Genomic DNA, 23,218 nt, shown 5'->3' with positions numbered 1-23,218 from the left:
CGATAGGAATGCTTGTGGCACCTATTCCTCACAGATATTTCGTGATAAGACCCGAAATTATCTAGATATGGTGCCACTAATGCAACTTTAATTTTGTCTGCCTGACAATTATGACGATAAGTTACTGAATCACAACTTTCGGCGTGACGAAGATCAGTAGCTCACTTTTCCCCATCTGTTCGTAGCTGCGACGGAACAGCGCGCCCAGTAATGGCAAGTCCCCAAGCAAGGGCACTTTGTCCACAGAACTGGTCACGCTGTGTTGAAAAATGCCGCCCAGCACCACGGTTTCACCGTTATTAACTAACACTTGGGTCCCAATACGCTGCGTGTTAATCGCCACCGCTTCGCCCGTGCCCGTTTTCACCACTTCACCCGGTCGGTCTTGGGTCACGCTCAAATCGAGCACCAAACGGTTGTCAGGCGTGATTTGCGGGGTCACTTTGAGGCTGAGGACCGCTTTTTTAAATGCCACGCTGGTTGCGCCACTGGAAGACGATTCGAGATAAGGAATTTCCGTCCCCTGTTCAATGTAAGCCGGCTGTTTGTTGGTGGTAATCAGTCTTGGGCTGGAAATAATTTCCGCTTTCGACTCGCGCTGCATCGCCGACAATTCAAGATCAAGCAAGGTGTCAGCGCCCAGCTTGGCGACTTGAAACGCAATACTGGATGCATTGGCGGAGGTAGCAGCAAGGTTCACATTGAGGAAATCATCAATCGCGGCGCCATCGCCCGAATCACTGCTGCCGTCATACAACCCAATGGCACCGAGATTACTTTCAATCGAACCCCCGGTGGTGGTACTCCCATTGGTGGAGCTAAAGCCCCAGCGCACGCCAAGCTCATCCAAATCGCCCTCATTCACCGTGACGATGCGCGCTTCGATTTGCACTTGTTTAACCGGAATGTCGAGAGAGGCCACGATGTCGCGGATCACGTGAATGTTGTCAGGCAGCTCGCGCAGTAGCAAGGCATTGGTGCGCTCATCAATACTGATGGAGCCGCGCTCTGACAACATGTTCACCGCGCCATCGCCGCCAATCATCTGTGCAATGTCGGATGCCTTGGCAAAATTGATTTTGATGATTTCCGATTGCAGATCACCCAGCTCTTCCGCCATGCGCGCCTTTTCCAATTGCTGCTGCTCGCGTCGGTCCAGCTCCTCTTTGGGTGCCACCAGAATGACGTTGCCATCGACCCGTTTGTCCAGCCCTTTGACTTGTAAAATGATATCCAGCACTTGTTGCCACGGCACGCCATCGAGGCGCAATGTCAAGTTACCGCTGACGGAATCAGAGACCACCAAGTTGAACTGGTTGTAGTCGGCGATAAGCTGCAGTACGTTGCGCACGGGAATATCTTGGAAGTTAATCGAAATCAGCTTGCCCTCTTTCTCTAAGACACTTTTCGGTTGCGGTTCTTGCGCACTGACTTTGCTGATCACCACCTCCAAGTAATTGCCTTTCAGGCTGTATTCGTAATTGAATGCCCCTTGCACCGTCGCCACCAGCACCGTGCTCGGTTGCTGGCGAAACACTTCGATGTTTTCCACCGCCGTGGCAAAATCGCGCACGTCCACCAAATACAGTTTGTCATCGCTAACATCGGTTTTAAGCAATTCAATCGTCAATCCTTGCTCCGTTTTCTGCACATCCACCACCGCAGAAGCCGACGCCAGTTCGACAATCAACACCGCCGCTTTGTCTTTATTGATGCGAAAGTCAATATTTTTCAGCTGATTGGCCGCCGCTTCCTGGGCTAATGTGGCGGCAGATAACAGCAGGCATACGCCCACAAACAGACAACGTATTCCCCAAGCCGTGGAGGCATTTAGTCCTTTAATCATAGTTATGTCTCTAAACTCAAAATTTTATTTCAAAGCCAATTTAACGTTGCGTTGGTTCCAACATCCCAATCCATCCGGCAGGGTCTCTTTGATCAGCAGATAATCGTCTGCCACGCGGGTCACCCGGCCGTTGTTTAATCCCAGGTACTGTCCTGCTTTAATTTTCATGACCGAACCTTGCGGCGTTTGCACCAACGCCGAAACGGCACCGCCACTGCTCATCACGCCTTTCAGGTGCAATTGACTGAGCGGGTAGCGCTCCAACACGCCACTTTTGTGCCGCGCTGTCGGTTGCCAACAGTTGGCTTTCACCACCGGTTGGTTTTGCACTAAAGCTTCTTGTGGCAGTACAAACGGCTCGCGCCCCTGCTGCTGGGTGTAAGCAAACACCTCAAATTGCACCACAGGCGCCAGCACCGCGACATCGCGCTGAGCCTGCCGTTCCACCGTCGCTAGGTAATCCGTCAAGGACTCTTGATTGGCTTTGCAGCCGCCCAGCAGCGTCAGGAGCAAACACCAGCACCATTTACTGTTCATCACTGACCTCCGGTTTGAACTGATAGGTATAGGCGCGAACGCGGAAATGGAGCGTGCTGCTCTCTTGGCTGACGCGCTGCCAGTCAACGTCGTCAAAATTAATGATGCGTGGTAGACGCGCGATCGCTTCAGAAAAATCGCCGATGTCGTGATAATTACCGGTCAATTCGATATTGAGCGGCAGCCGATAGAGAAATTGTTGATTTTGCTTTTCTCCCCAGTCGATGCGAGTAAAGGTCAGACTGTTGTCGAGCCCCAACTCGTTCACCGACGCCAACATGCTGGCGAGCTCTTTTTGCACCGGCAGCTGACGCAACAGGAAGTCGTACCGCTGTGCCAGTTCATCCAGCTGAATCTTGAGCTTCGGCAATGTCGCGACTTTGCTGGCTTTGATGCGAATCGTCGACTTCAGCGTTTGCTCTTGCTGCTTGTGTGCGGCCAATGTGTCTTGTTTAGGCTGCAAATAAAACCAGTATCCCGCGCCCTGCAACACCAACACCAGCAGCACCAAGGCAACCAATTGAGCCACCAACGGCCATTCGCTGATTTCGTCCAGTTCCAGATCGTATACGTTAGCCATGGGCACCTCCGGTATCAGCACTCACCGCTTGCTGCGATGAAGCGTGGAACAAGAACGACACTTTAAAACTCTGAAATTGCTTACCAAACCGACGGTTACCCGCCACAATCGAATGCATACCGACCTCAGACAGTTGGTCGGATTTCTCCAAATTATCGAGCATGGTTGCCAGCCGCGCGGTGCTGTCGCTGATGCCACTCAGCTCAATTTCCTGACCGTTCATTTTGATTTTGTCGACGTAGACGCCTTCCGGGATCAGTTGAGGCATCAAGTTCATGAACTCCGTGGTCTTGTTACGTTTCTGCTGCAACGACTCCACCACCGACAAGCGGGTCAACAATGCCTTATGCTCTTGCTCGGTCACCTTCAGCGCCGCAATTTGGCTGTCTAAGTCACGAATATGTTGGTTGAGAAAATCCAGCCGTTGTTGCTGCACTTGTGTTTGACGGTCGATATACGCTCCTGCGCCCCATTGCAGTCCCAACGCGGCCAGCACCGCCAGCACGCACAGACCGGCAAAACGGTGTTTATGGGCTTCGCGCCGCGCTTCTCGCCACGGCATTAAATTGATGTCATGCACCATGATCACGCTCCAACCAGTTGAGTCCGCGCAGCGCCAAGCCAGCCGCCGTACTAAAACGTTGCAGATCGTCTGGTACACGCGCTCGCATGCGGCGGCGCGTCACAAATCCCGTCAGCGGATGAAACAGTTCACACGGCAGATTCAGTCGCGCAGCCAAAGCCGCGCTGAGGCCTTCCGTTGTCGCCCCACCACCCGACAGCCAAATTCCGCCCAGCGCTTGATGGCCCTGCAAGGACAACAGCAGTTGCACTTGGCGCGCAATTCGCTCAACCAGCTCGTTGACTCCAGCCATCGGAGGCTCGCTCAGCGGCACAGGATGGGGCGTGGGGTCGGCATGCCATTGACGCGTTCCCAGCGGAATGTCTTTATAGAAGGGCGCTTTATCGGCGAAATCCATGCATAACGTGGTTTGCGTCAACCCGACGTCCACCAGCATCCAATCGTCGCGCTGCTGCGCGCGACTCACCCATTGCCAAATCTGGAGCAACCCATGCACCTGCACATCGAGCAGCAGCGGCTCAAAGCCCGCTTTGCTCGCCACCGATAACCGGTTATCGACCACTTCGCGTCGCGTGGCGTACACTTGATACAGGGTATTGGTGCTGCGCCCGGCGGGGTTATCGCCGCTTGGTACGAAATCCAAACTCAGATCATCGATGGGAAACGGCGATTGATGGGAAAACGCCTGATAGACAGCAAATTCTTGTTCGCTGGCATCCAAATCGCTATCTATCTGTAATACCTTACTTATTACCGCATTATCCGGCACAGCCAGCGCAACTTTGCGACTAAATAACGGTAATCCCTTTTTTAGTTCTTTGAGTTTCTTTACAATTTTCTGATAATCCAGCGTGTGGTTATCAGCGAAAATATCGTCGGATACGACTATTTCTTGGTAGCCGACCAGCGAATACGATTCGCCCTTCGGTTTTAAAACCACCGCTTTAATACTGTGGTGGCCGATATCGACACCTGTAACTAATGATTTACCCATGCCCACGTACTCCGGTGGCTACACGCAATGGCAGCACATTTATTTATGTGAAAAATAGTCACGCGACATTTTTAAGTGCTGCGTTTTTAGTCTAGAGTACAGGGGTTTGCATTAGGGCAGCCTCTACTAAACAGGGATTCTCCGGTGAAGTTCATAAAGCGTTTATTAGTATTTTCATTGATTTGCATTATTCTTGGAGTCACTACAATCTTTGGCTTCTACTTCTATGTGAAGTCTGATCTCCCAGATGTGGCGACACTGCGTGACGTGCAGTTGCAAACGCCAATGCAAGTTTTTAGTCAGGACGGCAAACTGATTGCTCAGTTTGGGGAAAAACGTCGTATTCCGCTGAAACTCGACGAAATGCCAAAAGAGCTGCTCGAAGCGGTCATCGCAACCGAAGACTCCCGTTTTTACGAACATTATGGTTTTGACCCCATCGGTATCACGCGCGCTGCATTTGCCGTGTTAGCTTCTGGCAGTGCGTCGCAAGGCGCCAGTACCATCACGCAACAGCTTGCGCGTAACTTCTTCCTCTCAAACGAGAAGAAGATCATGCGAAAAATCAAAGAGATTTTTATCGCCGTTCACATCGAACAGCTGCTGACCAAAGACGAGATTCTTGAGCTCTACCTCAACAAAATTTACCTCGGCTACCGTTCTTACGGGGTTGGCGCTGCGGCTCAGGCCTACTTCGGCAAAGAAGTGAAAGACCTAACCTTGGGTGAAATTGCGATGATTGCTGGCTTGCCAAAAGCCCCATCCACCATGAACCCGATCTATTCCGTTGAGCGTGCGACGAACCGTCGAAACGTGGTGCTGCTGCGTATGCTCAACGAAAAATACATCACGCAGGCACAGTATGATGAAGCGCGCAACGAGCAACTCGACTCGCGTTTCCACGGCGCAGAAATTGAACTCAGCGCGCCTTACGTGGCTGAGATCGCTCGCGCTTGGATGATTGATCGTTACGGCGAAGATGCGTACACCTCCGGCATGAACGTCTACACCACGGTTGATTCCAAACTGCAACGGGCGGCCAACAAAGCAGCCCTCGATAACCTGCTGGCTTACGACGAACGCCACGGCTTCCGCGGCGCAGAAAAAGAGCTGTGGAAATCGGGTCAAGCCGCTTGGGATGAAGAGAAAATCAGCAACCACCTGCGCAATGAACCGACGTACAACGACCTCTTCCCAGCAGTGGTGATGAAGGTTGACAGCAAGTCGGCCCAGGTGTGGGTGAAAAATACCGGTCTGCAAACCATCGCTTGGGATGACATGAACTGGGCACGTCGCTTCATTACGGATGAACGTCAAGGGCCAGTGCCTAACAAAGCAGCGGACATTTTGGCCGTCGGCGAACAAGTGTGGGTACGTCAGTTACACGACAGCGGCGCAGAGGAACAGCACTGGAAACTGAGCCAAGTGCCGAATGCACAAACGGCCTTTGTGGCGATGAATCCAGAAAATGGCGCCGTACTGGCACTGGTGGGTGGCTTCAACTTCGTCCACAACAAATTTAACCGTGCGACCCAGTCGGTGCGCCAAGTGGGTTCGAGTATCAAACCGTTTATCTATTCGGCGGCATTGGACAAAGGGCTAACGCTGGCATCTCTGATCAACGACGCGCCCATCAACCAATGGGATGAGAGCCAAGGCACCGCGTGGCGTCCAAAGAACTCACCACCAACTTACGCAGGCCCCACCCGCGTACGCATTGGTTTGGCACAATCGAAAAACGTCATGGCGGTACGGGTGCTGCGTGAAGTGGGCCTTGACGATGCGCGTCAGTACCTGACTCGTTTTGGCTTTAACCTCAACCAACTGCCCCGTTCCGAAACCATTGCACTGGGTGCAGGCAGTTTAACGCCGGTGAAAATGGCACAAGGGTATTCCGTGTTTGCCAACGGCGGTTACTATGTGGAACCGTTCTACATCAGCAAAGTGGAAGGGCCTTACGGCGACGCTGAATTTGCGGCAACGCCGAAAGCGGTATGCCACAGCGAGTGCACCACCACGCTGAGCAATGGCATTGAAGAGCAAGATGTCGATGCGCCATACGCCCCGAAAGTGATTTCTGAACAGAACGCATTCTTGGTGCGTCAGATGATGTACAGCAACATCTGGGGCGGCGGTGACTGGCGTGAAGGCACAGGTTGGAACGGCACAGGTTGGCGCGCGCAAGCGTTGAAACGTCGTGATATCGGCGGTAAAACCGGGACCACCAACGATTCAAAAGATGCGTGGTACAACGGTTATGGTCCGGGCATTGTGGCCACCGCTTGGGTCGGCTTTGACGAACACAGTCGCAACCTCGGTCGCACCACGCCGAACCCAGCGATTGAAGACGATGTCTCCGGCGCTGAAGCAGGAGCCAAAACAGCGCAACCGGCTTGGATTGAATTTATGGGTCTGGCGTTAGATGGCGTGCCGTATCAAGAGCAAGCGATCCCCGACAACATCGTGCGCGTGCGTATCGATCGCGACAGTGGCCTGCTGACCAATAAGTTGGATTCCAGCTCCATGTTTGAATACTTCGTTAATGGCACAGAACCGAAAGAGTACATGACGGAATCAAGCACCAACAGCATCTACACCAGCGACGACAACGAATCGCTGTTCTGATGACAAGGACGAAAAAAGAGGCTGAAGAATCTTCAGCCTCTTTTTTTATCGCTCGTTTTTATTGATTGCGACGCCCGCCTATCGCTTAATGCAGTGTCGCGCTCAAACAACTTTGCATGGATGCCGCGAGGTTTTCAAATCGTTGACGCAGCGGCGAACCGGGACGGTAGACCAACACCAAACGACGTGACGGCACCGGATTGACCGCTTTGATGTAACACACGCCATCTTTCTCTTTTTCACCCGGCAACGACAATTGTGGTAACAGCGTGATGCCAGCGCCCGCCGCCACCATATTGCGCAGCGTCTCTAAGCTGGTCGCTTTGAAACGTTCGTCATCTTTAGCGCCTGCCGCAAAACAGAACCCCAAGGCTTGATCACGCAAGCAGTGCCCATCGCCCAGCGCGAGCACGGTTTTTCCGTTCAGCTCCAGCATGTCGACTTCGTTGCGCCCCGCCCATTCGTGACCACACGGCACCGCGATGCTCATCGGTTCGTTGAAAATATCAATTTCTTTGAATGGCGCGGTCTCTTCAACCGAAGCCAACACCAAGCAATCGAGTTTTCCCTCTTCCAACTGACGCACCAGCTGATGCGTTTGCGCTTCGTGCAGGTAAAGCTCCAGCTCGGGAAAGCGCTCTTTCAACGTCGGCACAATGCGCGGCAGCAAATACGGCCCCAAAGTTGGAATAAACCCGATATGCATCGGGCCTGTCATGGCACCACTTTGGCCGCTCGCCATGTCTTTGAAGGTTTTGACTTCACTCAGAATCCGCTTGGCCTGATCCACCAATTGCAATCCGGCATCCGTGAACAGAACTCGGCGACTGCTGCGCTCCAGAAGGACTGTTCCCAATTCGTCTTCCAGCTTACGAATTTGACCACTTAAGGTAGGTTGACTGACAAAGCAAGCCTCTGCGGCTTTACGAAAATGTTTATGCTCAGCCAAGGCCACCAAGTATTCAAAATCTCGAATGTTCATTTTGTACCTCGATAGAATGCACCTATCAAAACCATAACATCAAACGATTAGAGCTATCAAAGTTTTTCTTCAATAATAGGCACAACTTAACGGGGCGCACCCATCCCCTTGAACTGAATTTCTCAAATTTATAAGGAAAAATCATGTTTGCATCAAAAGAAGGCCAAGCTGTACCACAAGTTACGTTTCCGATTCGTCAAGGCGATGCTTGGGTCAACGTGACCAGTGATGAACTGTTCAAGGGCAAAACCGTCATCGTATTCAGTCTACCAGGCGCTTTCACCCCCACGTGTTCATCCAGCCACCTGCCTCGCTACAACGAGCTGTTTCCGGTATTCAAGGAGCACGGCGTCGATAGCATTCTGTGTTTGTCCGTCAACGACACTTTCGTGATGAATGCATGGAAACACGATCAGGAAGCAGAACACATTCAGTTCATTCCTGATGGCAATGGCGAGTTTACCGATGGCATGGGCTTGCTGGTTGATAAAAAAGAGCTCGGGTTTGGCAAACGTTCATGGCGCTACAGCATGCTGGTCAAAGATGGCATCATCGAGAAAATGTTCATCGAACCCAATGAGCCCGGCGACCCATTCAAAGTGTCAGACGCGGATACCATGCTGAATTACTTGGCCCCGGACTACAAGACGCAAGAGTCGATCACCGTCTTCACCAAACCCGGTTGCCCATTCTGTGCCAAAGCCAAGCAGAACCTGATTGATGCTGGCCTGCAATACGAAGAAGTGATTCTGGGCAAAGATGCCACTAGCGTCAGCCTACGTGCCATTACCGGCCGCACCACAGTGCCACAAGTTTTCATCGGAGGACGCCACATTGGTGGCAGTGAAGAGTTAGAAGCGCACTTGCTCAACCGCTAATTTCATGCCGATAGCCCCTATTCAGGGGCTTTTTTTCGTCGCTCTATTGATGAGTTCGCATTGGCGTTTGGGTTGCGTATACTAACGGTGTCGTATCCAATCATCCCTGTGAGGCGAAAATCGATGGCGTGTCATGATTGCCGCGAAAACTGGTTCTGGAAAAAAATTGGCCGCTGTCAGCGCTGCATGGATCAACTCACCACGTTGTCGGTGGTGTGCTGGGTGGTGTGGTATTTTGCATTTCGAGACGATCCACGCAGCATCCAATCGATCGCTTTGATCGTGGCCGGTTTTGCGTTTAACACGTTGCTGTTTCTGCATTTGTGGATGAAGTTTGTCATTCTGCCGTGGCGTCAACGCCAAGGTAATCATAAGCGCGATAGATGAAACACGAAGACTTTGATTTATTGCGGCTCAGAAAAGAAAAAAGCCCCAAAACGAAACGTGTTTCAGGGCTCTCTTAGATTCTTCTAAGAAAAAGCAGTGGTACAGATATAGACCCAGCTTCCTCTTATTGGTTCCCCAAAAAATCGATCTTTTTTCGATCTTTTTGAGTCACTCAATCGAGTACTGAATATTCAATTGGTTATGCAACACTGGCCTTAATGATCAGGTGCTCATCCAAATTGACTTCCAGTGCGACTTCATCACACGCATGTTGACGCGGGCACTGCTCGCAATCTTTCAGTACTTTTTCAGGCAGCAACGTTTTAGAGGTCGGAATGAAGTCCAGCTTCATAAAGAACTCCGGTGTCCGTGTCAGCACAAACACTTTCTTGATCGCCATTTGGCGCGCTTTCTTGACGAGGTAGTCGACAATTGCGGTGCCCTGACCTTGTCCTTGCCAGCCCGCTTCCACGCCGAGTGAGCGAATCTCGGCTAAGCCGGAATCGTACACATAAAGTGACGCACAACCGGTGATTTCACCATTGTGTTCCGCCACCGCAAACGAACCGATATCGCGCACGATTTCATTGCGTGAACGCGGCAGGTTTTCGCCCATGTTGGCCCAGTAAGTCACCATGCCTTCCAACGTTTCAATGTCGGTCAGACGCGCAGGACGCACTTTGACTGAAGACGCATCGCGTTTAGACAGGCGTTTCTCCGCTTGTTCCACTGCGTAGGCCACTTGATGTGGTGCCACGCCGCCGAGAGCGCTCCGTTTTTCCAAGCACGACTCAATGGTCAAAATCGCATACACATCGTTTTCAATCACGGGTGAGAAGGCTTTCAACTCTTCCAGTGACAGCTCTTCCAGTGCGCAGCCTTTGGCAATCGCACCCACGACCGCAACCCCAACAATATGGTGCGCTTCACGGAATGGAATGCCTTTCGCCACCAAGTAATCTGCCAGTTCAGTGGCGTTGGCGTATCCTTGTTTGGCGGCTTCCAACGTACGTGCGTTGTTCACTTTGATCCCTTCAAAGCACAGCGCCGCCATTTCCATACAGTCATTCCAAGTGTCGAGCGCGTCAAACAGCCCTTCTTTGTCTTCTTGCATGTCTTTGTTGTACGCCAGCGGCAGCGCCTTCACGGTCATCATCATGCCAGCCAGTGAGCCATACACACGACCAGTCTTGCCACGAATCAGCTCCAGCGCGTCTGGGTTTTTCTTTTGTGGCATCAAGGACGAGCCCGAGGTGACGGTATCTGCCAGTTCAATAAAGCCTGATTCACCGGAGTTGTAGAAGATCATGTCTTCCGCCAGACGTGACAGGTGCAGCATCGAAATCGACGCCGTGGTCATCAGTTCCATCACATGGTCGCGGTCCGATACGGAATCGAGTGAGTTACGGGTCGCACGACGAAAGCCGAGCGAGTGCGCCAGTTTTTCACGGTCAATCGCGTACGCAGTGCCAGCCAGCGCGCCAGACCCCAGCGGGCAGGTATCGAGGCGTTTAATCGCATCGCTCAAACGAGAATAGTCACGCTCAAACATTTCGACATACGCCAAGCACCAGTGTGCAAATGTCACCGGCTGAGCCCGTTGCAGGTGTGTATAACCCGGTAGCACGGTGCCCTGATGTGCTTTGGCCACGTCGACCATTTTGTTTTGCAGACGATCCAGTGCAATCAGCAGTTGCTGACCTTGCTGGCGACACCACAATTTCAGGTCGGTGGCCACTTGGTCGTTCCGCGAACGGCCGGTGTGCAGTTTTTTACCTAAATCGCCGACTTTGCTGATCAGTTGTTGCTCAACCCAAGAGTGAATGTCTTCCGCATCCGACAGCAGAATCTGCTCGGGGTCTTCCATCACTTCTAGCTTGAGTTCATTGAGCGCCAGTTCCAGCTTTTGCTGTTCTTCTTCGCTCAGCACATTCACAGACAGCAAAGCTTTCGACCAAGCAATGGACCCCACAATGTCCTGCTCAGCCAATCGGTAATCGAAGCGCAATGAATCATTAAAGTCTTTGAATCTTGTGTCTGCCGCTTGGGTAAATCTTCCGCCCCATAATGCCATTGCGTGTCTCCTAATGCTCACTCATCACTTGCTGTGCTAGTATGATATCCGACCTGAATCAGGCGATTTATTGTGTTTGTCAAAGTTACGGGAAGTTGAACAAAAAATAAAGTAAAAATTCACTTTTTAAACATAGTTATTCAGTAAATATTTTAAGACTGACTCGTTTACTATCGCAGACACAACAAAGCCCGCTTGCAGAGCAAACGGGCTTTTCTATTTGTGGCAAATTTTGATTATTTATTTGCGCGTTATTTCTTCGCTGCAGCGCTTAGCGCACGAATACGGCTCGACAGAGAGTATAGACGAATGAAACCGCCCGCGTGGCTTTGGTCGTACACGTCGTCTGCACCGAATGTGGCAAACTCTTCCGAGTAGAGGCTGTTCTCAGAACGTTTCTGAGTCGCCGTTGCCTGACCTTTGTAAAGCTTGATCACCACTTCACCATTCACGTCTTGTGCCAGCTCTTCTGCCGCGGCAAACACAGACTTACGCAGTGGTGTAAACCAACGGCCATCGTACACCAGGTGAGAGGCTTTGATGCCCAGCTCTTCACGGAATTCAAACGCGGTTTTGTCCAGAACCAGCTGCTCAACAGCACGCAGCGCTTCCATCATGATGGTGCCCCCCGGCGTTTCATAACAGCCACGAGACTTCATGCCCACCAAACGGTTTTCCACGATATCGATACGACCCACACCGTGTTTCACGCCTTTCTCGTTCAGCGCAACCAGTACGTCGTAAGGTGACAGCGCTTGGCCGTCCACGGCAACCACTTCGCCTTTCTCGACTTTCAGCGTCACGTACTCGGCTTCATTTGGCGCTTGCTCTGGGTCGACTGTCCATGCCCAGCAATCGTCGTTCGGTGCGTTCCAAGTACTTTCCAGTACGCCACCTTCTGTAGAAATATGCCATGCGTTTGCGTCACGCGAGTAGATTTTTGTCAGTGACGCCGCACATGGAATGTTACGCTCGGCAAGGTAATCCAGACACTCTTCACGGCTGACCAGATCCCACTCACGCCAAGGGGCAATCACGTGCAGATCCGGTGCCAGCGCAGCGAACGCGCCTTCGAAACGCACTTGGTCGTTGCCTTTACCGGTACAACCGTGCGCCAGTGCATCTGCGCCAACTTGACGTGCAATTTCCACTTGTGCTTTCGCGATCACCGGGCGCGCCATTGACGTCCCCAGCAGGTATTTACCTTCGTAGTAAGCACCGGTTTTTAGCGTTGGGTAGATGTAGTCTTTAACCAGCTCGTCTTTCAGATCGACGACGTAACACTCTGAAGCCCCTGAGGCGATCGCTTTCTCTTCAATGCCGACCAGCTCATCCGCGCCTTGGCCAACATCGGCCACAAACGCTACGACTTCACAGTCATAGTTTTCTTTCAGCCATGGAATGATGACTGATGTATCCAGACCGCCAGAATATGCGACAACCACTTTATTTACTTGAACTTTACTCATTGTACTTCTCTCCAACTTCCTGGCTCTGCGCTTGGCGGTCAGTGCTCAGGTTTATGTCCATTAATTCGTTTGTTATTTCAATTCGTTTATTCAGGCAGAAACTGCGTGCCGATGCTTTGTCCGGCGAACAGCTTGGCGAGCTTTTCCGGATAGCGCCAGGTAGCCACTTCAATCGGGCGCCCCAGATCTTTAGCCGCTTCCAGCGCCGCTTTGACCTTCACAATCATGCCGTCGGTAATCACTTTGCCGGCGATCAACGCGTCGGCTTGCTGTTCATCAAGGCTAGCAATCAGATGACCTTTGCCATCCAACACTCCGCTCACATCCGACAGCAGCACCAGTTCGGCGTCGAGCGCGCCAGCCACTGCAACAGCAGCTTGGTCAGCATTGACGTTCATCATCTGCCCCTCAGCGGTCAGGCCGATGGAGCTAATGATGGGCAGAGCACCCGCCGTCAGCAGCGCTTCAACCAGCTTGGCATCGCCCGCTTTCGCCAGACCTACCGCGCCCAGTTCCGGATCCAGTTCGACCACCTGACACAGGCCGCCGTCAGCCAGACACAATCCCACAGCATTCAAACCATCTTTGATCGCTTGGCCTTGCAGCATCTTGTTCGCCGTCCCGGCCAGCGCACCGGCAATCACCGGAATCTGATCGTAAGGGGTCACGCGTAAACCATCTTTTTTCACGGTTTTCAGCTGCAGTTTTTCCATCAGTTCGTCCACGAGGTAACCACCGCCGTGTACGATCACAATTCGTCGCTGTGCTTGGGCTTGATACTGGGCGATTGCGCCGAAAAGCTTGCTGAGTGTCTCTGCACACGACAGAGCGGCACCACCTAACTTAATCACCAATGGATTTTGCTTTGTATCCGTCATTTTTAACCCTTACACCAAAGCGGTTAGTTCATCGAAACCGTAGTGAATGTTTAAACATTGCATCGCTTGACTCGATGCACCCTTCAATAAATTGTCTATCGCCGATACGACGATGATGTGTTCACCCTGCACTTTCCAACCGATGTCGCAGAAAGGCGTGAATTCCACATTCTGAATGCTTGGCAGTGTGTTGGTCTGCAAACGCACGGCTGGCTTGTTGTGGTAGGCCTGCTCAAACGCTTGTGCGACCTGCTCCGCCGTGACACCCGCAGCGAGCTTTAGGGTAATGGTGGCCAGAATGCCACGCTTAAAGTTGCCCAAATGCGGCGTAAAAATCACATCGCAATCGAGGTGTGCCGCGATTTCAGGTTGGTGACGATGGGTAAATACACCATATGGCTGCAAGCTGACTTCGCAGAAACTGTTGGTCATGCTGGCTTTACGCCCCGCGCCGGACACACCGCTCACCGCGTTGATCACCGGCCACTGAGATTTATCCACCAGACCCGCCACCAGCAGCGGCTTAATCGCCAGTTGCGAAGCGGTTGGGTAACAACCCGCGACGGCAATCAACTGACTATTGAGAATCGCGTTTTGGTTCCACTCCGCCAATCCATAAGCCGCTTCGGCTAACCAATCACCATGCTGATGTTCGAACCCATAAAACTGTTGATAAAACCCTTCGCTTTGCACGCGGTACGCGCCAGACAGGTCAAACACCTGACAGTTGTTGGCCAGAAACACAGGCGCGAGGTCATGGCTGACTTCATGCGCCGTGGCAAGAAAGACCACATCAGCATCTTGCGCCACTTGCTCGACATCGAGTAATGCCTGCACTGGCATCTCCACCAATCCAGCCAATTTGCCGTGCAATTGGGCAATTGACTTTCCAGCGTCTACGCTGTTGGCGGAAACGTATAAACCTGATAGCGTGAGCTCTGGGTGTTTATGAACCATAAGAGCCAGCTCTGCTCCGGTGTAACCGCTTGCGCCGATGATGGTGGTTTTTAGCATCGTAAAACATCCAAAAAGAAGGTGAATAACAACATTTAAAACTGACTATTAATTTCCAAAAAGACCAGATTAATCGGTTTTTTATTCATTAAAAGTGATTTAATATGTGTTTTACATTTTCAGCGTTATTCTGTCAATAGTAGGAGCGAAGATAATATGCAATTACCCAGTTTCCTCGAAGTCTATGAAGGCTTGATTTCGACCCCGTCGATTAGTGCCACCGATCCCAAATGGGACCAAGGTAATGAACAGGTGATTGCCAAATTGGCAGGCTGGCTGACCGATCTCGGCTTTCAGGTGACGATTGATCAAGTGGCGCCGGGTAAACAAAACCTGATCGCCAAAAAGGGCGAAGGGGAAGGCGGCCTGTTACTGTCAGGCCACAGCGATACCGTGCCGTTTGATGAAGGGCGCTGGAACTATAATCCTCATGCGCTCACGCAGGATAACAACCGGTTTTACGGCCTCGGCACCGCCGACATGAAGGGCTTTTTTGCCTTTATTCTGGAAGCGGTGAAAAAAGTGGACTGGAGCAAACAGCGCAAACCGCTGTATGTGCTGGCGACCTGCGATGAAGAAACCACCATGCTGGGCGCACGTCACTTCACGCAAAATGCGCCATTCAAACCGGATTACTGCATCATCGGTGAACCCACCAGCTTGGTGCCAATTCACGGCCACAAAGGCCACGTCGCCAACGCCATTCGTGTGACAGGCAAATCGGGACACTCCTCGAACCCTGCGCTCGGTGTCAACGCGATTGAAATCATGTATGAAGTGCTGTTTGCGATGATGCAACTGCGCGACAAACTGGTGAAAGAGTACCACCACCCCGGTTTTGAAATTCCCACGCCGACACTCAACCTCGGCCATATTCACGGCGGCGATGCGCCCAACCGGATCTGTGGTTGCTGCGAGCTGCATTACGATGTGCGCCCGCTACCGGGCATCAGTTTGGATGGTTTGGACAACATGCTGCGTGGCGCGCTGCAAGAGGTTCAGGAAAAATGGCCGGGCCGAATTGAATTGGAGCCGCTGCACGACGCGATTCCGGGTTACGAGTGCGCGCACGATCACCCATTTATCACCGGCGTGAGTGAAATTTGTGGCCATGAAGCGCAAACCGTCAACTACTGCACGGAAGCGCCGTTCTTGCAGGAGCTATGTCCGACTTTAGTCTTAGGCCCGGGCTCGATTGATCAAGCCCACCAACCAGACGAATTTTTGGCATTTGAGTTCATCGACCCCACCATCAACGTGTTGTCCAAAGCGATGGTCAAATACTGCTTTTAAAGTGTGAACAAGCTGTTACGTCGCCCTGAGTCGGTTTTACCACTCAGGGCTTTTTGTAAGAAAATTTCAACAAAAAAGGTGTTTTATCCTAACAGCTGTTCAAAAGAACCAACGAAGCAATAAATGGAATCTTAGTCTGCTATGTTTGACGGCACTGGACAAATTTCGTTAGATTGTGTACTTAAAGAAAAGAACAATGGATGTAATTTTTTTACAAGGCAGGATGACAATGAACGAAAAATACGCCGCGCTCAAAAGTAACGTGAGCATGTTGGGTCGACTCCTCGGTCAGACCATTCAAGATGCAGACGGAGACGTTATTTTAGAGAAAGTGGAGACCATCCGAAAACTTTCCAAATCTGCCCGCGCCGGCAACCAAGCGGATCACGCGAATCTCATTGAAGAGATTAAAAGCCTCAACAACGATGAGCTCACGCCCGTCGCTCGTGCTTTCAACCAATTCTTGAACCTGACCAACATCGCCGATCAATACCACACCATTTCACGTCATTGTGAAGCGCATGTGTGTGAACCGGATGCGGTGCATTCGCTGTTCAGCCAACTGAGCCAGAACGGCATCAGCAAACTGGATACCGCCCAAGCGGTACGCGATCTGAACATTGAACTGGTGCTGACCGCGCACCCGACGGAAATCACCCGTCGCACCATGATCAACAACCTGGTCAAAATTAACGAATGCCTGTCCAAACTGGAGCTGAGCGAACTCTCTTCCAAAGAACGCCTCAAAACCGAGCGTCGCTTAGAGCAGTTGATCGCACAGGGCTGGCATTCCGACGTGATTCGTAAACAGCGCCCAACCCCGCTGGATGAAGCCAAATGGGGCTTTGCCGTGGTGGAAAACTCTCTGTGGCAAGCGGTACCTGAGTTTCTTCGTGAACTAAACGAGAGCGTCAAAGGGTATCTGGGAGAAGGATTACCTATCGACGCTCGTCCGGTGCACTTCTCCTCTTGGATGGGCGGCGACCGCGACGGTAACCCGTTTGTGACCCACTCCATCACGCGTGAAGTGATGCTGCTGTCGCGCTGGAAAGCTGCCGACCTGTATTTAGGCGACATCAGCGAGTTGGTGGCCGAACTGTCGATGACCAAATGCAACGACACGCTACGTGAATTAGCCGGTGAAGAAGAGCACGAACCGTATCGCGCGGTGTTGAAACGCGTTCGTTCGTTGCTGCAAGAAACACTCGATATTCTCGATGCAAAAATTCACGGCCAAAAACTCGCGGTGAAAGCACCGCTGCAAAACATCAGCCAGCTGTGGGATCCACTGTACGCCTGTTACCAATCGCTACATGAGTGTGGCATGGGCGTGATTGCCGACGGCTCGCTGCTCGATACCCTGCGCCGCGTCAAAGCGTTCGGAGTTCACTTGGTACGCCTCGACATTCGCCAAGAAAGCACCCGTCATTCCGATGTTTTGTCGGAACTGACCCGTTACCTTGGCATCGGTGATTACAATCACTGGAGCGAACAAGACAAAATTGCGTTCCTGACCAACGAGCTGGCATCCAAACGTCCGCTGTTGCCACGTGATTGGGAACCATCTGAGCCGGTCAAAGAAGTACTGGATACGTGTAAGATCATCGCCGCGCAGCCGCGCGAAGCGTTTGGTGCTTACGTGATTTCGATGGCGCGCACCGCTTCCGATGTGCTCGCGGTTCACCTGCTGCTGCAAGAATCGGGCTGCCCTTACCGCATGGACGTGTGTCCACTGTTTGAAACGCTGGACGACCTCAACAACGCCGAAGCCGTTATTACTCAATTGATGAGCATCGATCTCTACCGCGGCTTTATTCAAAACCATCAAATGGTCATGATCGGTTACTCCGATTCCGCCAAAGATGCTGGTGTGATGGCCGCAGGTTGGGCGCAGTACCACGCAATGGAATCGCTGGTGAGAGTGGCAGAAGAAGCGGGTGTTGAACTGACTCTATTCCACGGCCGTGGCGGTACGATTGGTCGTGGTGGCGCGCCAGCGCACGCTGCGCTGCTGTCTCAGCCACCGAAAAGCTTGAAAGGCGGCCTGCGTGTGACGGAACAAGGCGAGATGATTCGCTTTAAACTCGGTCTGCCCGAAGTCGCGGTCAACAGCTTTAACCTGTACGCCAGCGCGGTGCTGCAAGCGAACCTGCTACCACCACCGGAGCCGAAACAGGAATGGCGCGATCTGATGAACGTACTGTCGGAAGTGTCATGTGAAGCCTATCGTGCCGTGGTAAGGGGCGAACCGGACTTTGTGCCGTACTTCCGCCAAGCCACGCCGGAGCTAGAACTGGGTAAACTGCCGCTGGGCTCACGTCCAGCCAAACGTAACCCGAACGGTGGCGTCGAAAGCCTACGTGCGATCCCGTGGATCTTCTCGTGGAGCCAAAACCGTCTGGTCCTGCCTGCGTGGCTGGGAGCCGGTGAAGCGATTCAGTACTCTATCGACAAAGGCCATCAGGCACTGTTGGAAGAGATGTGCCGCGAATGGCCGTTCTTCTCTACCCGTCTGGGCATGCTGGAAATGGTGTACACCAAGTGCAGCGTCGACATTGCCCGTTACTACGACGAGCGTTTGGTGGATGAAGCACTGCGCCCACTGGGCCAACGCCTGCGCGCGCAACTGCAAAAAGACATCAAGACCGTGCTGAACGTCGAGAACAACGAAAACTTGATGCAAAGTGATCCGTGGGGCCATGAGTCCATTCGCCTGCGCAACATCTACGTCGAGCCGTTGAACATGCTCCAGGCCGAACTGCTGTACCGGACGCGTCAATCGCAGGAACCAGCACCAGAACTGGAAGAAGCGCTGATGGTCACCATTGCGGGCATTGCAGCAGGTATGCGCAATACCGGCTAATTAACAGCATAAAAAACCACTTAAAACCAAAAGACCGCTTACTGGCGGTCTTTTATTTTATTTGATAGATTTATTGAGAATAATATCAGTTTTTTGAAAAAAAACGCTATTGTATTCTACTTTATGCTTATTATTTAGATATACTACAGCTCCTCTGCGACATCTATTCAAACACTACAAGTCGCAGTTCGATATGCAACGACATATCAATCCTAGGTGATAAACGGCTTTCAAGGTGACAAGGGCAGCACATCGTTGCTGACAAGACTCAAACCCTGAATCACAGCGTACCAACAAGAAGTACGCACGATGGCTGAGTCTACTGTTAGAAGTTTATTAACCATTTGGATTGAAGACATGTCATTACCACACGTTATCCTCACTGTTCTGAGCACACGCGATGCAACCGGATACGACATCACAAAAGAGTTTTCTGCAAGCATCGGCTATTTCTGGAAAGCCAGTCACCAACAAGTTTATCGTGAACTGAACAAAATGGGTCAGCAGAATCTGGTGACCTGTGTCCTGGAACCTCAAGAAGGTAAACCGGATCGTAAAGTCTACTCCATCACCGATTTAGGCCGCAGCGCGCTGGGTGAATGGTTTGACCAACCGACCGCCCACCCAACTGTACGTGATGAGTTCAGCGCAAAATTAATGGCTTGTGCTGTCCAACCGGCGGATCCGTACCGCATTCAACTGACCGAACTCATCGAAGAGTCGCGTAAACTGGTTGCCCACTACAACGAGATTGAAGCGGCGTACTATGCCAACCCAGCCGTGATGGACAAGCAGCAGCGCTTAGAGCGCCTGACACTGCGTCGCAACCTGTTGGTGCGTCAAGCTTGGATTCAATGGGCCGAAGAAGTGGTCGCTGAACTGGACGCGATGGAGTAAAGTGAAAAAAAGGGATGATGCTCAGCACCATCCCTTTTTTGTTATCGTTAACGGCTCGAACTAGATGCCGTCGCCACCAATAAAGGTTTGTGAACGGCCGTTAAAGTTCTGGTCCATGTCCAGCGACGGCTTATCGGTTCTCGGACGACCAACAATGCGTGCGGGCACGCCCGCCACCGTGGTGTGCGGCGGAACCGGTTGCAACACCACCGAGCACGACCCAATCTTGGCGCCTGTCCCCACTTCGATGTTGCCGAGAATTTTCGCCCCAGCACCAATCATCACGCCTTCGCGGATTTTCGGGTGACGATCACCACACTCTTTACCTGTACCGCCCAGTGTCACGTCTTGCAGAATAGACACATCATCTTCCACCACAGCCGTTTCACCAATCACGATCCCCGTGGCGTGGTCGAGCATGATGCCGCGACCGATGCGCGCTGCCGGGTGAATGTCCACCTGACACGCGACTGAAATTTGGTTTTGCAGATAAGTTGCCAGCGCCTGACGGCCTTGGCGCCACAGCCAGTTCGCAACGCGATACCCTTGCAGCGCATGGTACCCTTTCAGATACAACAGCGGCATCGAGTACATGGAAACCGCCGGGTCACGCGTTACCGTCGCACAAATATCACACGCCGCGGCTTCAGTGATTCTCGGATCGGCGGCGAACGCCTCTTCCACCACTTCACGAACCGCCATGGCTGGCATGGACGCGGTATTGAGTTTATTCGCTAGAATATAACTCAGCGCAGCCGCCAAACTTTCGTGTTTAATAATCGTCGCGTGATAGAAGCTGGCCAGCATTGGCTCTTGCTCTGACTGCTCGCGAGCCTCGTTCACGATGGCTTGCCAGACTTTATTTTGTGCGCACTGTTTCATTGATCACTCTGCCTCGGGCTTTTCCCCGGCATGGCGTCACGCCGGGTTGCTCTTTTAATCCTTCAAAAAATGCCAAGCAGCTTATTGCTGTGGTTATCGTTCTGCTTTTTTATCACGCGCCAGCAAATCTTGTGCTGCCATGCGGGCGTCCTTTCCTTGATACAATACTTGATAAATTTGTTCAACTATTGGCATCTCCACGCCCATGCGTTGCGCCAGTAGCCACACCTCTTTGGTGTTCCGATACCCTTCCACCACTTGGCCGATATCTTGTTGCGCCGTATCGACATCTTTGCCTTGGCCCAAGGCCAAACCAAAACGACGGTTGCGCGATTGGTTATCGGTACACGTCAGCACCAAATCACCCAGCCCCGCCATGCCCATGAAGGTTTCCGGCTGCGCACCCAGCGCCGCGCCCAGACGGGTCATTTCCGCCAAACCACGGGTAATCAGGGCCGTACGTGCGTTGGCACCAAAGCCGATGCCATCCGACATCCCCGCACCAATGGCAATCACGTTCTTCACAGCGCCTCCCAGTTGCATGCCGATGAAATCGCTGTTGGCATAAACACGGAAGGTTTTGCTGCAGTGAATCTTTTCCTGCAGATCGGCGACAAACTGCGCGTCAGGCGATGCCACTGAAATCGCGGTGGGCATGCCCATCGCCAGCTCTTTCGCAAACGTCGGGCCAGACAGCACCGCCAACGGATGGGATTCCCCCAGCACGTCATGCGCCACATCTTGCAGCAAACGTCCCGTGTCCGGTTCCAACCCTTTGGTTGCCCAGCAGATCCGGGTGTCTTCTCGCAAGTAAGGTTGCAGGCTGTTGAGCACAATCGCAAACACATGGCTTGGCACCACCACCAGCAGATCGCGGCTCGCTTGCACCGCTTTTTGCAAATCGGATTCAATGATCAGCGACGGTGGAAAATCGATGTCAGGGAGGAATTCGTGGTTAGCACGTTCCGCTTCCAAACGCGCCATGTGGACCGGATCGTGTCCCCACAGGACAACATTGGCGCCGTTGCGAGCCAAAGAAATGGCCAGAGATGTGCCGTACGAACCTGCGCCAATGACGGTCATGGCGATCGCTTTACCGTAAGCATTGTTTGTGTGTGAATCAGTCATTGTTCCGCCTGATGGATAACAGTTTGTCTTATTCTATACCCAAAACACGCCCAAATGCAGACGCACGGCGTTTCGCTGTGGGTAAAAACAAAAATGCACATCGCACCATGCTAGGAAGATGCGCTGTGCATTAGCGTTGCCTCTCACAACTTTTTGGCGCGAGAGGCAGAGCGGTGAAGAGCGTCAGCTTAAGCTTGCGCTTCACCTTGTTCAGCTTGTTGCTGTAGGTAGTTCATGAACAGGGCATCAAAGTTCACAGGTGCCAGGTTCAGTTGTGGGAACGTCCCTTTCACCACAAGGCTCGCGATCGTTTCACGTGCGTATGGGAACAGGATGTTCGGGCAGAATGCGCCAAGGCAATGTGCCAGTTGGCCCGCTTCCATTTGGTCAGCCGTGAAGATACCCGCTTGTTGTACTTCACACAGGAATGCGTTTTCTTCTGCGTTTTTCACAGTCACAGTCAGGCGTAGCACCACTTCGTACACACCTTCGCCCAGTTCACGGCTTTGCGTGTCCAGATCCAGTTTCACATCTGGGTTCCACTCTTTTTGGAACATTGTTGGCGAGTTAGGTGCTTCAAACGACACATCTTTTAGATAGATGCGTTGAATTGCGAAGTTTTGTTGCGGAGCTTGTTGTTGTGCTGCTTCAGCCATGATTTTGTCCTTAATACAGATAATTTCGAGTCATTGCCCTGAGACTAACCGAGAGCTGGCGGGATCACTAGAGTGGAAATCCAATCCGTGCCAAGTATCACAACTCTGGGTTTCAGGCGCCGACATTTTGTGCAGCGCCCGTTTCAGAACGTTCGTGACCGATTATTTTTTGCCACGAACCAGAGGAAGATTTGCTTCGTTCCAAGCCACTAGGCCGCTTTTTAGCAGGTTAACGTTCGCAAAGCCCGCTTTTGCCAGCAGCTCAGCACTTTCACGTGCAGTCTGACCTGTTTTGCATACTACGATGATTGGGTCAGATTTGTGGCTTTCAAGGGCAGACAGGTTACCGGCTTTAATGTCCGACGGTAAAATGTGAACTGAGTCGGTAATGTGACCACGTTTGAAGTCTTCTTTGGTGCGAATATCCACCACCACACCGTTTTCTCGGTTCATCAGATGCGTCACCTGTGAAGCGGTGACTTCTTTGTAAGCAGCCGTTGATGATTTATAGATGCTGGCGATCAACGCCACCAAAATACCTACCCAGGCCAGGGATAGGATCATGTTCTGTTGGAAAAACTGAATGTATTCTTGCATATCCTGCGCTCTTGCAATGGTGGATCAAAACAGCCAAAGAGTATAACGAGGTTGC

Annotated in this window: 20 protein-coding genes; 6 read left to right on the top strand and 14 right to left on the bottom strand. The window is 52.1% G+C overall.

What is annotated here, in order from left to right:
* Window positions 1–121: 121 nt before the first annotated feature.
* Genes VFA_RS19450 through pilM form a run of 5 tightly spaced genes read right to left on the bottom strand, consistent with a single transcriptional unit; the run spans window position 122 to window position 4,540 of the window.
* Window positions 122–1,846: a type IV pilus secretin PilQ gene (locus VFA_RS19450; RefSeq protein ID WP_004728568.1), complete on the bottom strand. Its 1,725-nt coding sequence runs from the start codon at window positions 1,844–1,846 to the stop codon at window positions 122–124.
* A 24-nt stretch (window positions 1,847–1,870) separates the two neighbouring features.
* A complete protein-coding gene (locus tag VFA_RS19445) occupies window positions 1,871–2,383 on the bottom strand; it encodes a pilus assembly protein PilP (RefSeq protein WP_004728567.1) in 513 nt (170 codons plus the stop codon).
* Window positions 2,373–2,963 (bottom strand): type IV pilus inner membrane component PilO, encoded by a 591-nt coding sequence (locus VFA_RS19440; protein WP_004728566.1) that lies wholly within the window; start codon window positions 2,961–2,963, stop codon window positions 2,373–2,375. The genes VFA_RS19445 and VFA_RS19440 overlap by 11 nt, the downstream gene beginning before the upstream one ends.
* Complete coding sequence (locus VFA_RS19435) at window positions 2,956–3,546, bottom strand: PilN domain-containing protein (protein WP_004728565.1); 591 nt, start codon at window positions 3,544–3,546, stop codon at window positions 2,956–2,958. Before VFA_RS19435 ends, VFA_RS19440 begins: the two co-directional genes overlap by 8 nt.
* Window positions 3,536–4,540, bottom strand: coding sequence for a type IV pilus assembly protein PilM (pilM, locus tag VFA_RS19430; RefSeq protein ID WP_004728564.1), 1,005 nt, complete (start codon window positions 4,538–4,540; stop codon window positions 3,536–3,538). Before pilM ends, VFA_RS19435 begins: the two co-directional genes overlap by 11 nt.
* A gap of 144 nt (window positions 4,541–4,684) precedes the next feature.
* Here pilM and VFA_RS19425 point away from each other — a divergent pair, with 144 nt between their 5' ends.
* Entirely contained in the window at window positions 4,685–7,165 is a 2,481-nt protein-coding gene (locus tag VFA_RS19425; protein ID WP_038152617.1) for a penicillin-binding protein 1A, read from the top strand.
* Between the two features lie 85 nt (window positions 7,166–7,250).
* Here the strand turns inward: VFA_RS19425 and oxyR are convergent, their stop codons facing one another.
* Window positions 7,251–8,147, bottom strand: a complete 897-nt coding sequence (gene oxyR / locus VFA_RS19420; RefSeq protein ID WP_004728562.1) for a DNA-binding transcriptional regulator OxyR — start codon at window positions 8,145–8,147, stop codon at window positions 7,251–7,253.
* A 143-nt stretch (window positions 8,148–8,290) separates the two neighbouring features.
* Between oxyR and VFA_RS19415 the strand changes: the two genes are divergently transcribed.
* Together VFA_RS19415 and VFA_RS19410 are read left to right on the top strand one after the other, a co-directional pair.
* Complete coding sequence (locus VFA_RS19415) at window positions 8,291–9,025, top strand: glutathione peroxidase (RefSeq protein ID WP_004728561.1); 735 nt, start codon at window positions 8,291–8,293, stop codon at window positions 9,023–9,025.
* Window positions 9,026–9,148: 123 nt separating this feature from the next.
* Window positions 9,149–9,412 carry a DUF3624 domain-containing protein gene (locus tag VFA_RS19410; RefSeq protein ID WP_004728560.1) on the top strand — a complete coding sequence of 88 codons (264 nt, stop codon included), beginning with the start codon at window positions 9,149–9,151 and terminating at the stop codon, window positions 9,410–9,412.
* A 199-nt stretch (window positions 9,413–9,611) separates the two neighbouring features.
* On the opposite strand, the gene argH is transcribed toward VFA_RS19410, so the two are convergent.
* The 4 genes from argH to argC form a co-directional block, all read right to left on the bottom strand.
* Entirely contained in the window at window positions 9,612–11,486 is a 1,875-nt protein-coding gene (gene argH / locus VFA_RS19405; protein WP_004728559.1) for an argininosuccinate lyase, read from the bottom strand.
* A gap of 251 nt (window positions 11,487–11,737) precedes the next feature.
* Window positions 11,738–12,955: an argininosuccinate synthase gene (locus VFA_RS19400; RefSeq protein ID WP_004728558.1), complete on the bottom strand. Its 1,218-nt coding sequence runs from the start codon at window positions 12,953–12,955 to the stop codon at window positions 11,738–11,740.
* An 86-nt stretch (window positions 12,956–13,041) separates the two neighbouring features.
* Window positions 13,042–13,833 (bottom strand): acetylglutamate kinase, encoded by a 792-nt coding sequence (gene argB / locus VFA_RS19395; protein WP_004728557.1) that lies wholly within the window; start codon window positions 13,831–13,833, stop codon window positions 13,042–13,044.
* A 9-nt stretch (window positions 13,834–13,842) separates the two neighbouring features.
* Window positions 13,843–14,847: an N-acetyl-gamma-glutamyl-phosphate reductase gene (argC, locus tag VFA_RS19390; RefSeq protein WP_004728556.1), complete on the bottom strand. Its 1,005-nt coding sequence runs from the start codon at window positions 14,845–14,847 to the stop codon at window positions 13,843–13,845.
* Window positions 14,848–15,003: 156 nt separating this feature from the next.
* Between argC and argE the strand changes: the two genes are divergently transcribed.
* The 3 genes from argE to VFA_RS19375 all read left to right on the top strand — a co-directional run bounded on the left by argE (window position 15,004) and on the right by VFA_RS19375 (window position 19,900).
* Window positions 15,004–16,140, top strand: coding sequence for an acetylornithine deacetylase (gene argE, locus VFA_RS19385; protein WP_004728555.1), 1,137 nt, complete (start codon window positions 15,004–15,006; stop codon window positions 16,138–16,140).
* A 229-nt stretch (window positions 16,141–16,369) separates the two neighbouring features.
* Window positions 16,370–19,003 carry a phosphoenolpyruvate carboxylase gene (gene ppc / locus VFA_RS19380; protein WP_004728554.1) on the top strand — a complete coding sequence of 878 codons (2,634 nt, stop codon included), beginning with the start codon at window positions 16,370–16,372 and terminating at the stop codon, window positions 19,001–19,003.
* 357 nt (window positions 19,004–19,360) lie between these two features.
* Window positions 19,361–19,900 carry a PadR family transcriptional regulator gene (locus tag VFA_RS19375; RefSeq protein ID WP_004728553.1) on the top strand — a complete coding sequence of 180 codons (540 nt, stop codon included), beginning with the start codon at window positions 19,361–19,363 and terminating at the stop codon, window positions 19,898–19,900.
* Window positions 19,901–19,960: 60 nt separating this feature from the next.
* Here VFA_RS19375 and cysE read toward each other — a convergent pair whose 3' ends face one another.
* From cysE to VFA_RS19355, 4 genes are all read right to left on the bottom strand, one after another.
* Window positions 19,961–20,782 carry a serine O-acetyltransferase gene (cysE, locus tag VFA_RS19370; protein WP_004728552.1) on the bottom strand — a complete coding sequence of 274 codons (822 nt, stop codon included), beginning with the start codon at window positions 20,780–20,782 and terminating at the stop codon, window positions 19,961–19,963.
* Between the two features lie 93 nt (window positions 20,783–20,875).
* Entirely contained in the window at window positions 20,876–21,910 is a 1,035-nt protein-coding gene (gene gpsA, locus VFA_RS19365) for an NAD(P)H-dependent glycerol-3-phosphate dehydrogenase (protein WP_004728551.1), read from the bottom strand.
* A 188-nt stretch (window positions 21,911–22,098) separates the two neighbouring features.
* The gene (gene secB, locus VFA_RS19360) at window positions 22,099–22,566 is read right to left on the bottom strand and encodes a protein-export chaperone SecB (RefSeq protein WP_004728550.1); all 468 of its coding nucleotides are present in this window, start codon (window positions 22,564–22,566) and stop codon (window positions 22,099–22,101) included.
* A 162-nt stretch (window positions 22,567–22,728) separates the two neighbouring features.
* On the bottom strand, window positions 22,729–23,163 hold the full coding sequence (locus VFA_RS19355) for a rhodanese-like domain-containing protein (RefSeq protein WP_038152614.1): 435 nt from the start codon (window positions 23,161–23,163) through the stop codon (window positions 22,729–22,731).
* Window positions 23,164–23,218: the final 55 nt, after the last annotated feature.

This window comes from Vibrio furnissii CIP 102972 (assembly GCF_000176175.1).
GTDB lineage: Bacteria > Pseudomonadota > Gammaproteobacteria > Enterobacterales > Vibrionaceae > Vibrio > Vibrio furnissii.
Note: the sequence above shows the minus strand (reverse complement) of the source record. Positions and strands in the feature narration are given on the sequence as shown.

Bases quoted from the DNA above. Each gene is read 5' to 3' on its own strand.
- pilM (WP_004728564.1), bottom strand. From the start codon at position 4,540: ATGGGTAAATCATTAGTTACAGGTGTCGATATCGGCCACCACAGTATT.
- VFA_RS19415 (WP_004728561.1), top strand. From the start codon at position 8,291: ATGTTTGCATCAAAAGAAGGCCAAGCTGTACCACAAGTTACGTTTCCG.
- gpsA (WP_004728551.1), bottom strand. From the start codon at position 21,910: ATGACTGATTCACACACAAACAATGCTTACGGTAAAGCGATCGCCATG.
- argH (WP_004728559.1), bottom strand. From the start codon at position 11,486: ATGGCATTATGGGGCGGAAGATTTACCCAAGCGGCAGACACAAGATTC.
- ppc (WP_004728554.1), top strand. From the start codon at position 16,370: ATGAACGAAAAATACGCCGCGCTCAAAAGTAACGTGAGCATGTTGGGT.
- VFA_RS19445 (WP_004728567.1), bottom strand. From the start codon at position 2,383: ATGAACAGTAAATGGTGCTGGTGTTTGCTCCTGACGCTGCTGGGCGGC.
- VFA_RS19450 (WP_004728568.1), bottom strand. From the start codon at position 1,846: ATGATTAAAGGACTAAATGCCTCCACGGCTTGGGGAATACGTTGTCTG.
- cysE (WP_004728552.1), bottom strand. From the start codon at position 20,782: ATGAAACAGTGCGCACAAAATAAAGTCTGGCAAGCCATCGTGAACGAG.
- VFA_RS19435 (WP_004728565.1), bottom strand. From the start codon at position 3,546: ATGGTGCATGACATCAATTTAATGCCGTGGCGAGAAGCGCGGCGCGAA.
- VFA_RS19400 (WP_004728558.1), bottom strand. From the start codon at position 12,955: ATGAGTAAAGTTCAAGTAAATAAAGTGGTTGTCGCATATTCTGGCGGT.
- VFA_RS19440 (WP_004728566.1), bottom strand. From the start codon at position 2,963: ATGGCTAACGTATACGATCTGGAACTGGACGAAATCAGCGAATGGCCG.
- VFA_RS19355 (WP_038152614.1), bottom strand. From the start codon at position 23,163: ATGCAAGAATACATTCAGTTTTTCCAACAGAACATGATCCTATCCCTG.
- VFA_RS19375 (WP_004728553.1), top strand. From the start codon at position 19,361: ATGTCATTACCACACGTTATCCTCACTGTTCTGAGCACACGCGATGCA.
- oxyR (WP_004728562.1), bottom strand. From the start codon at position 8,147: ATGAACATTCGAGATTTTGAATACTTGGTGGCCTTGGCTGAGCATAAA.
- secB (WP_004728550.1), bottom strand. From the start codon at position 22,566: ATGGCTGAAGCAGCACAACAACAAGCTCCGCAACAAAACTTCGCAATT.
- argE (WP_004728555.1), top strand. From the start codon at position 15,004: ATGCAATTACCCAGTTTCCTCGAAGTCTATGAAGGCTTGATTTCGACC.
- argC (WP_004728556.1), bottom strand. From the start codon at position 14,847: ATGCTAAAAACCACCATCATCGGCGCAAGCGGTTACACCGGAGCAGAG.
- argB (WP_004728557.1), bottom strand. From the start codon at position 13,833: ATGACGGATACAAAGCAAAATCCATTGGTGATTAAGTTAGGTGGTGCC.
- VFA_RS19410 (WP_004728560.1), top strand. From the start codon at position 9,149: ATGGCGTGTCATGATTGCCGCGAAAACTGGTTCTGGAAAAAAATTGGC.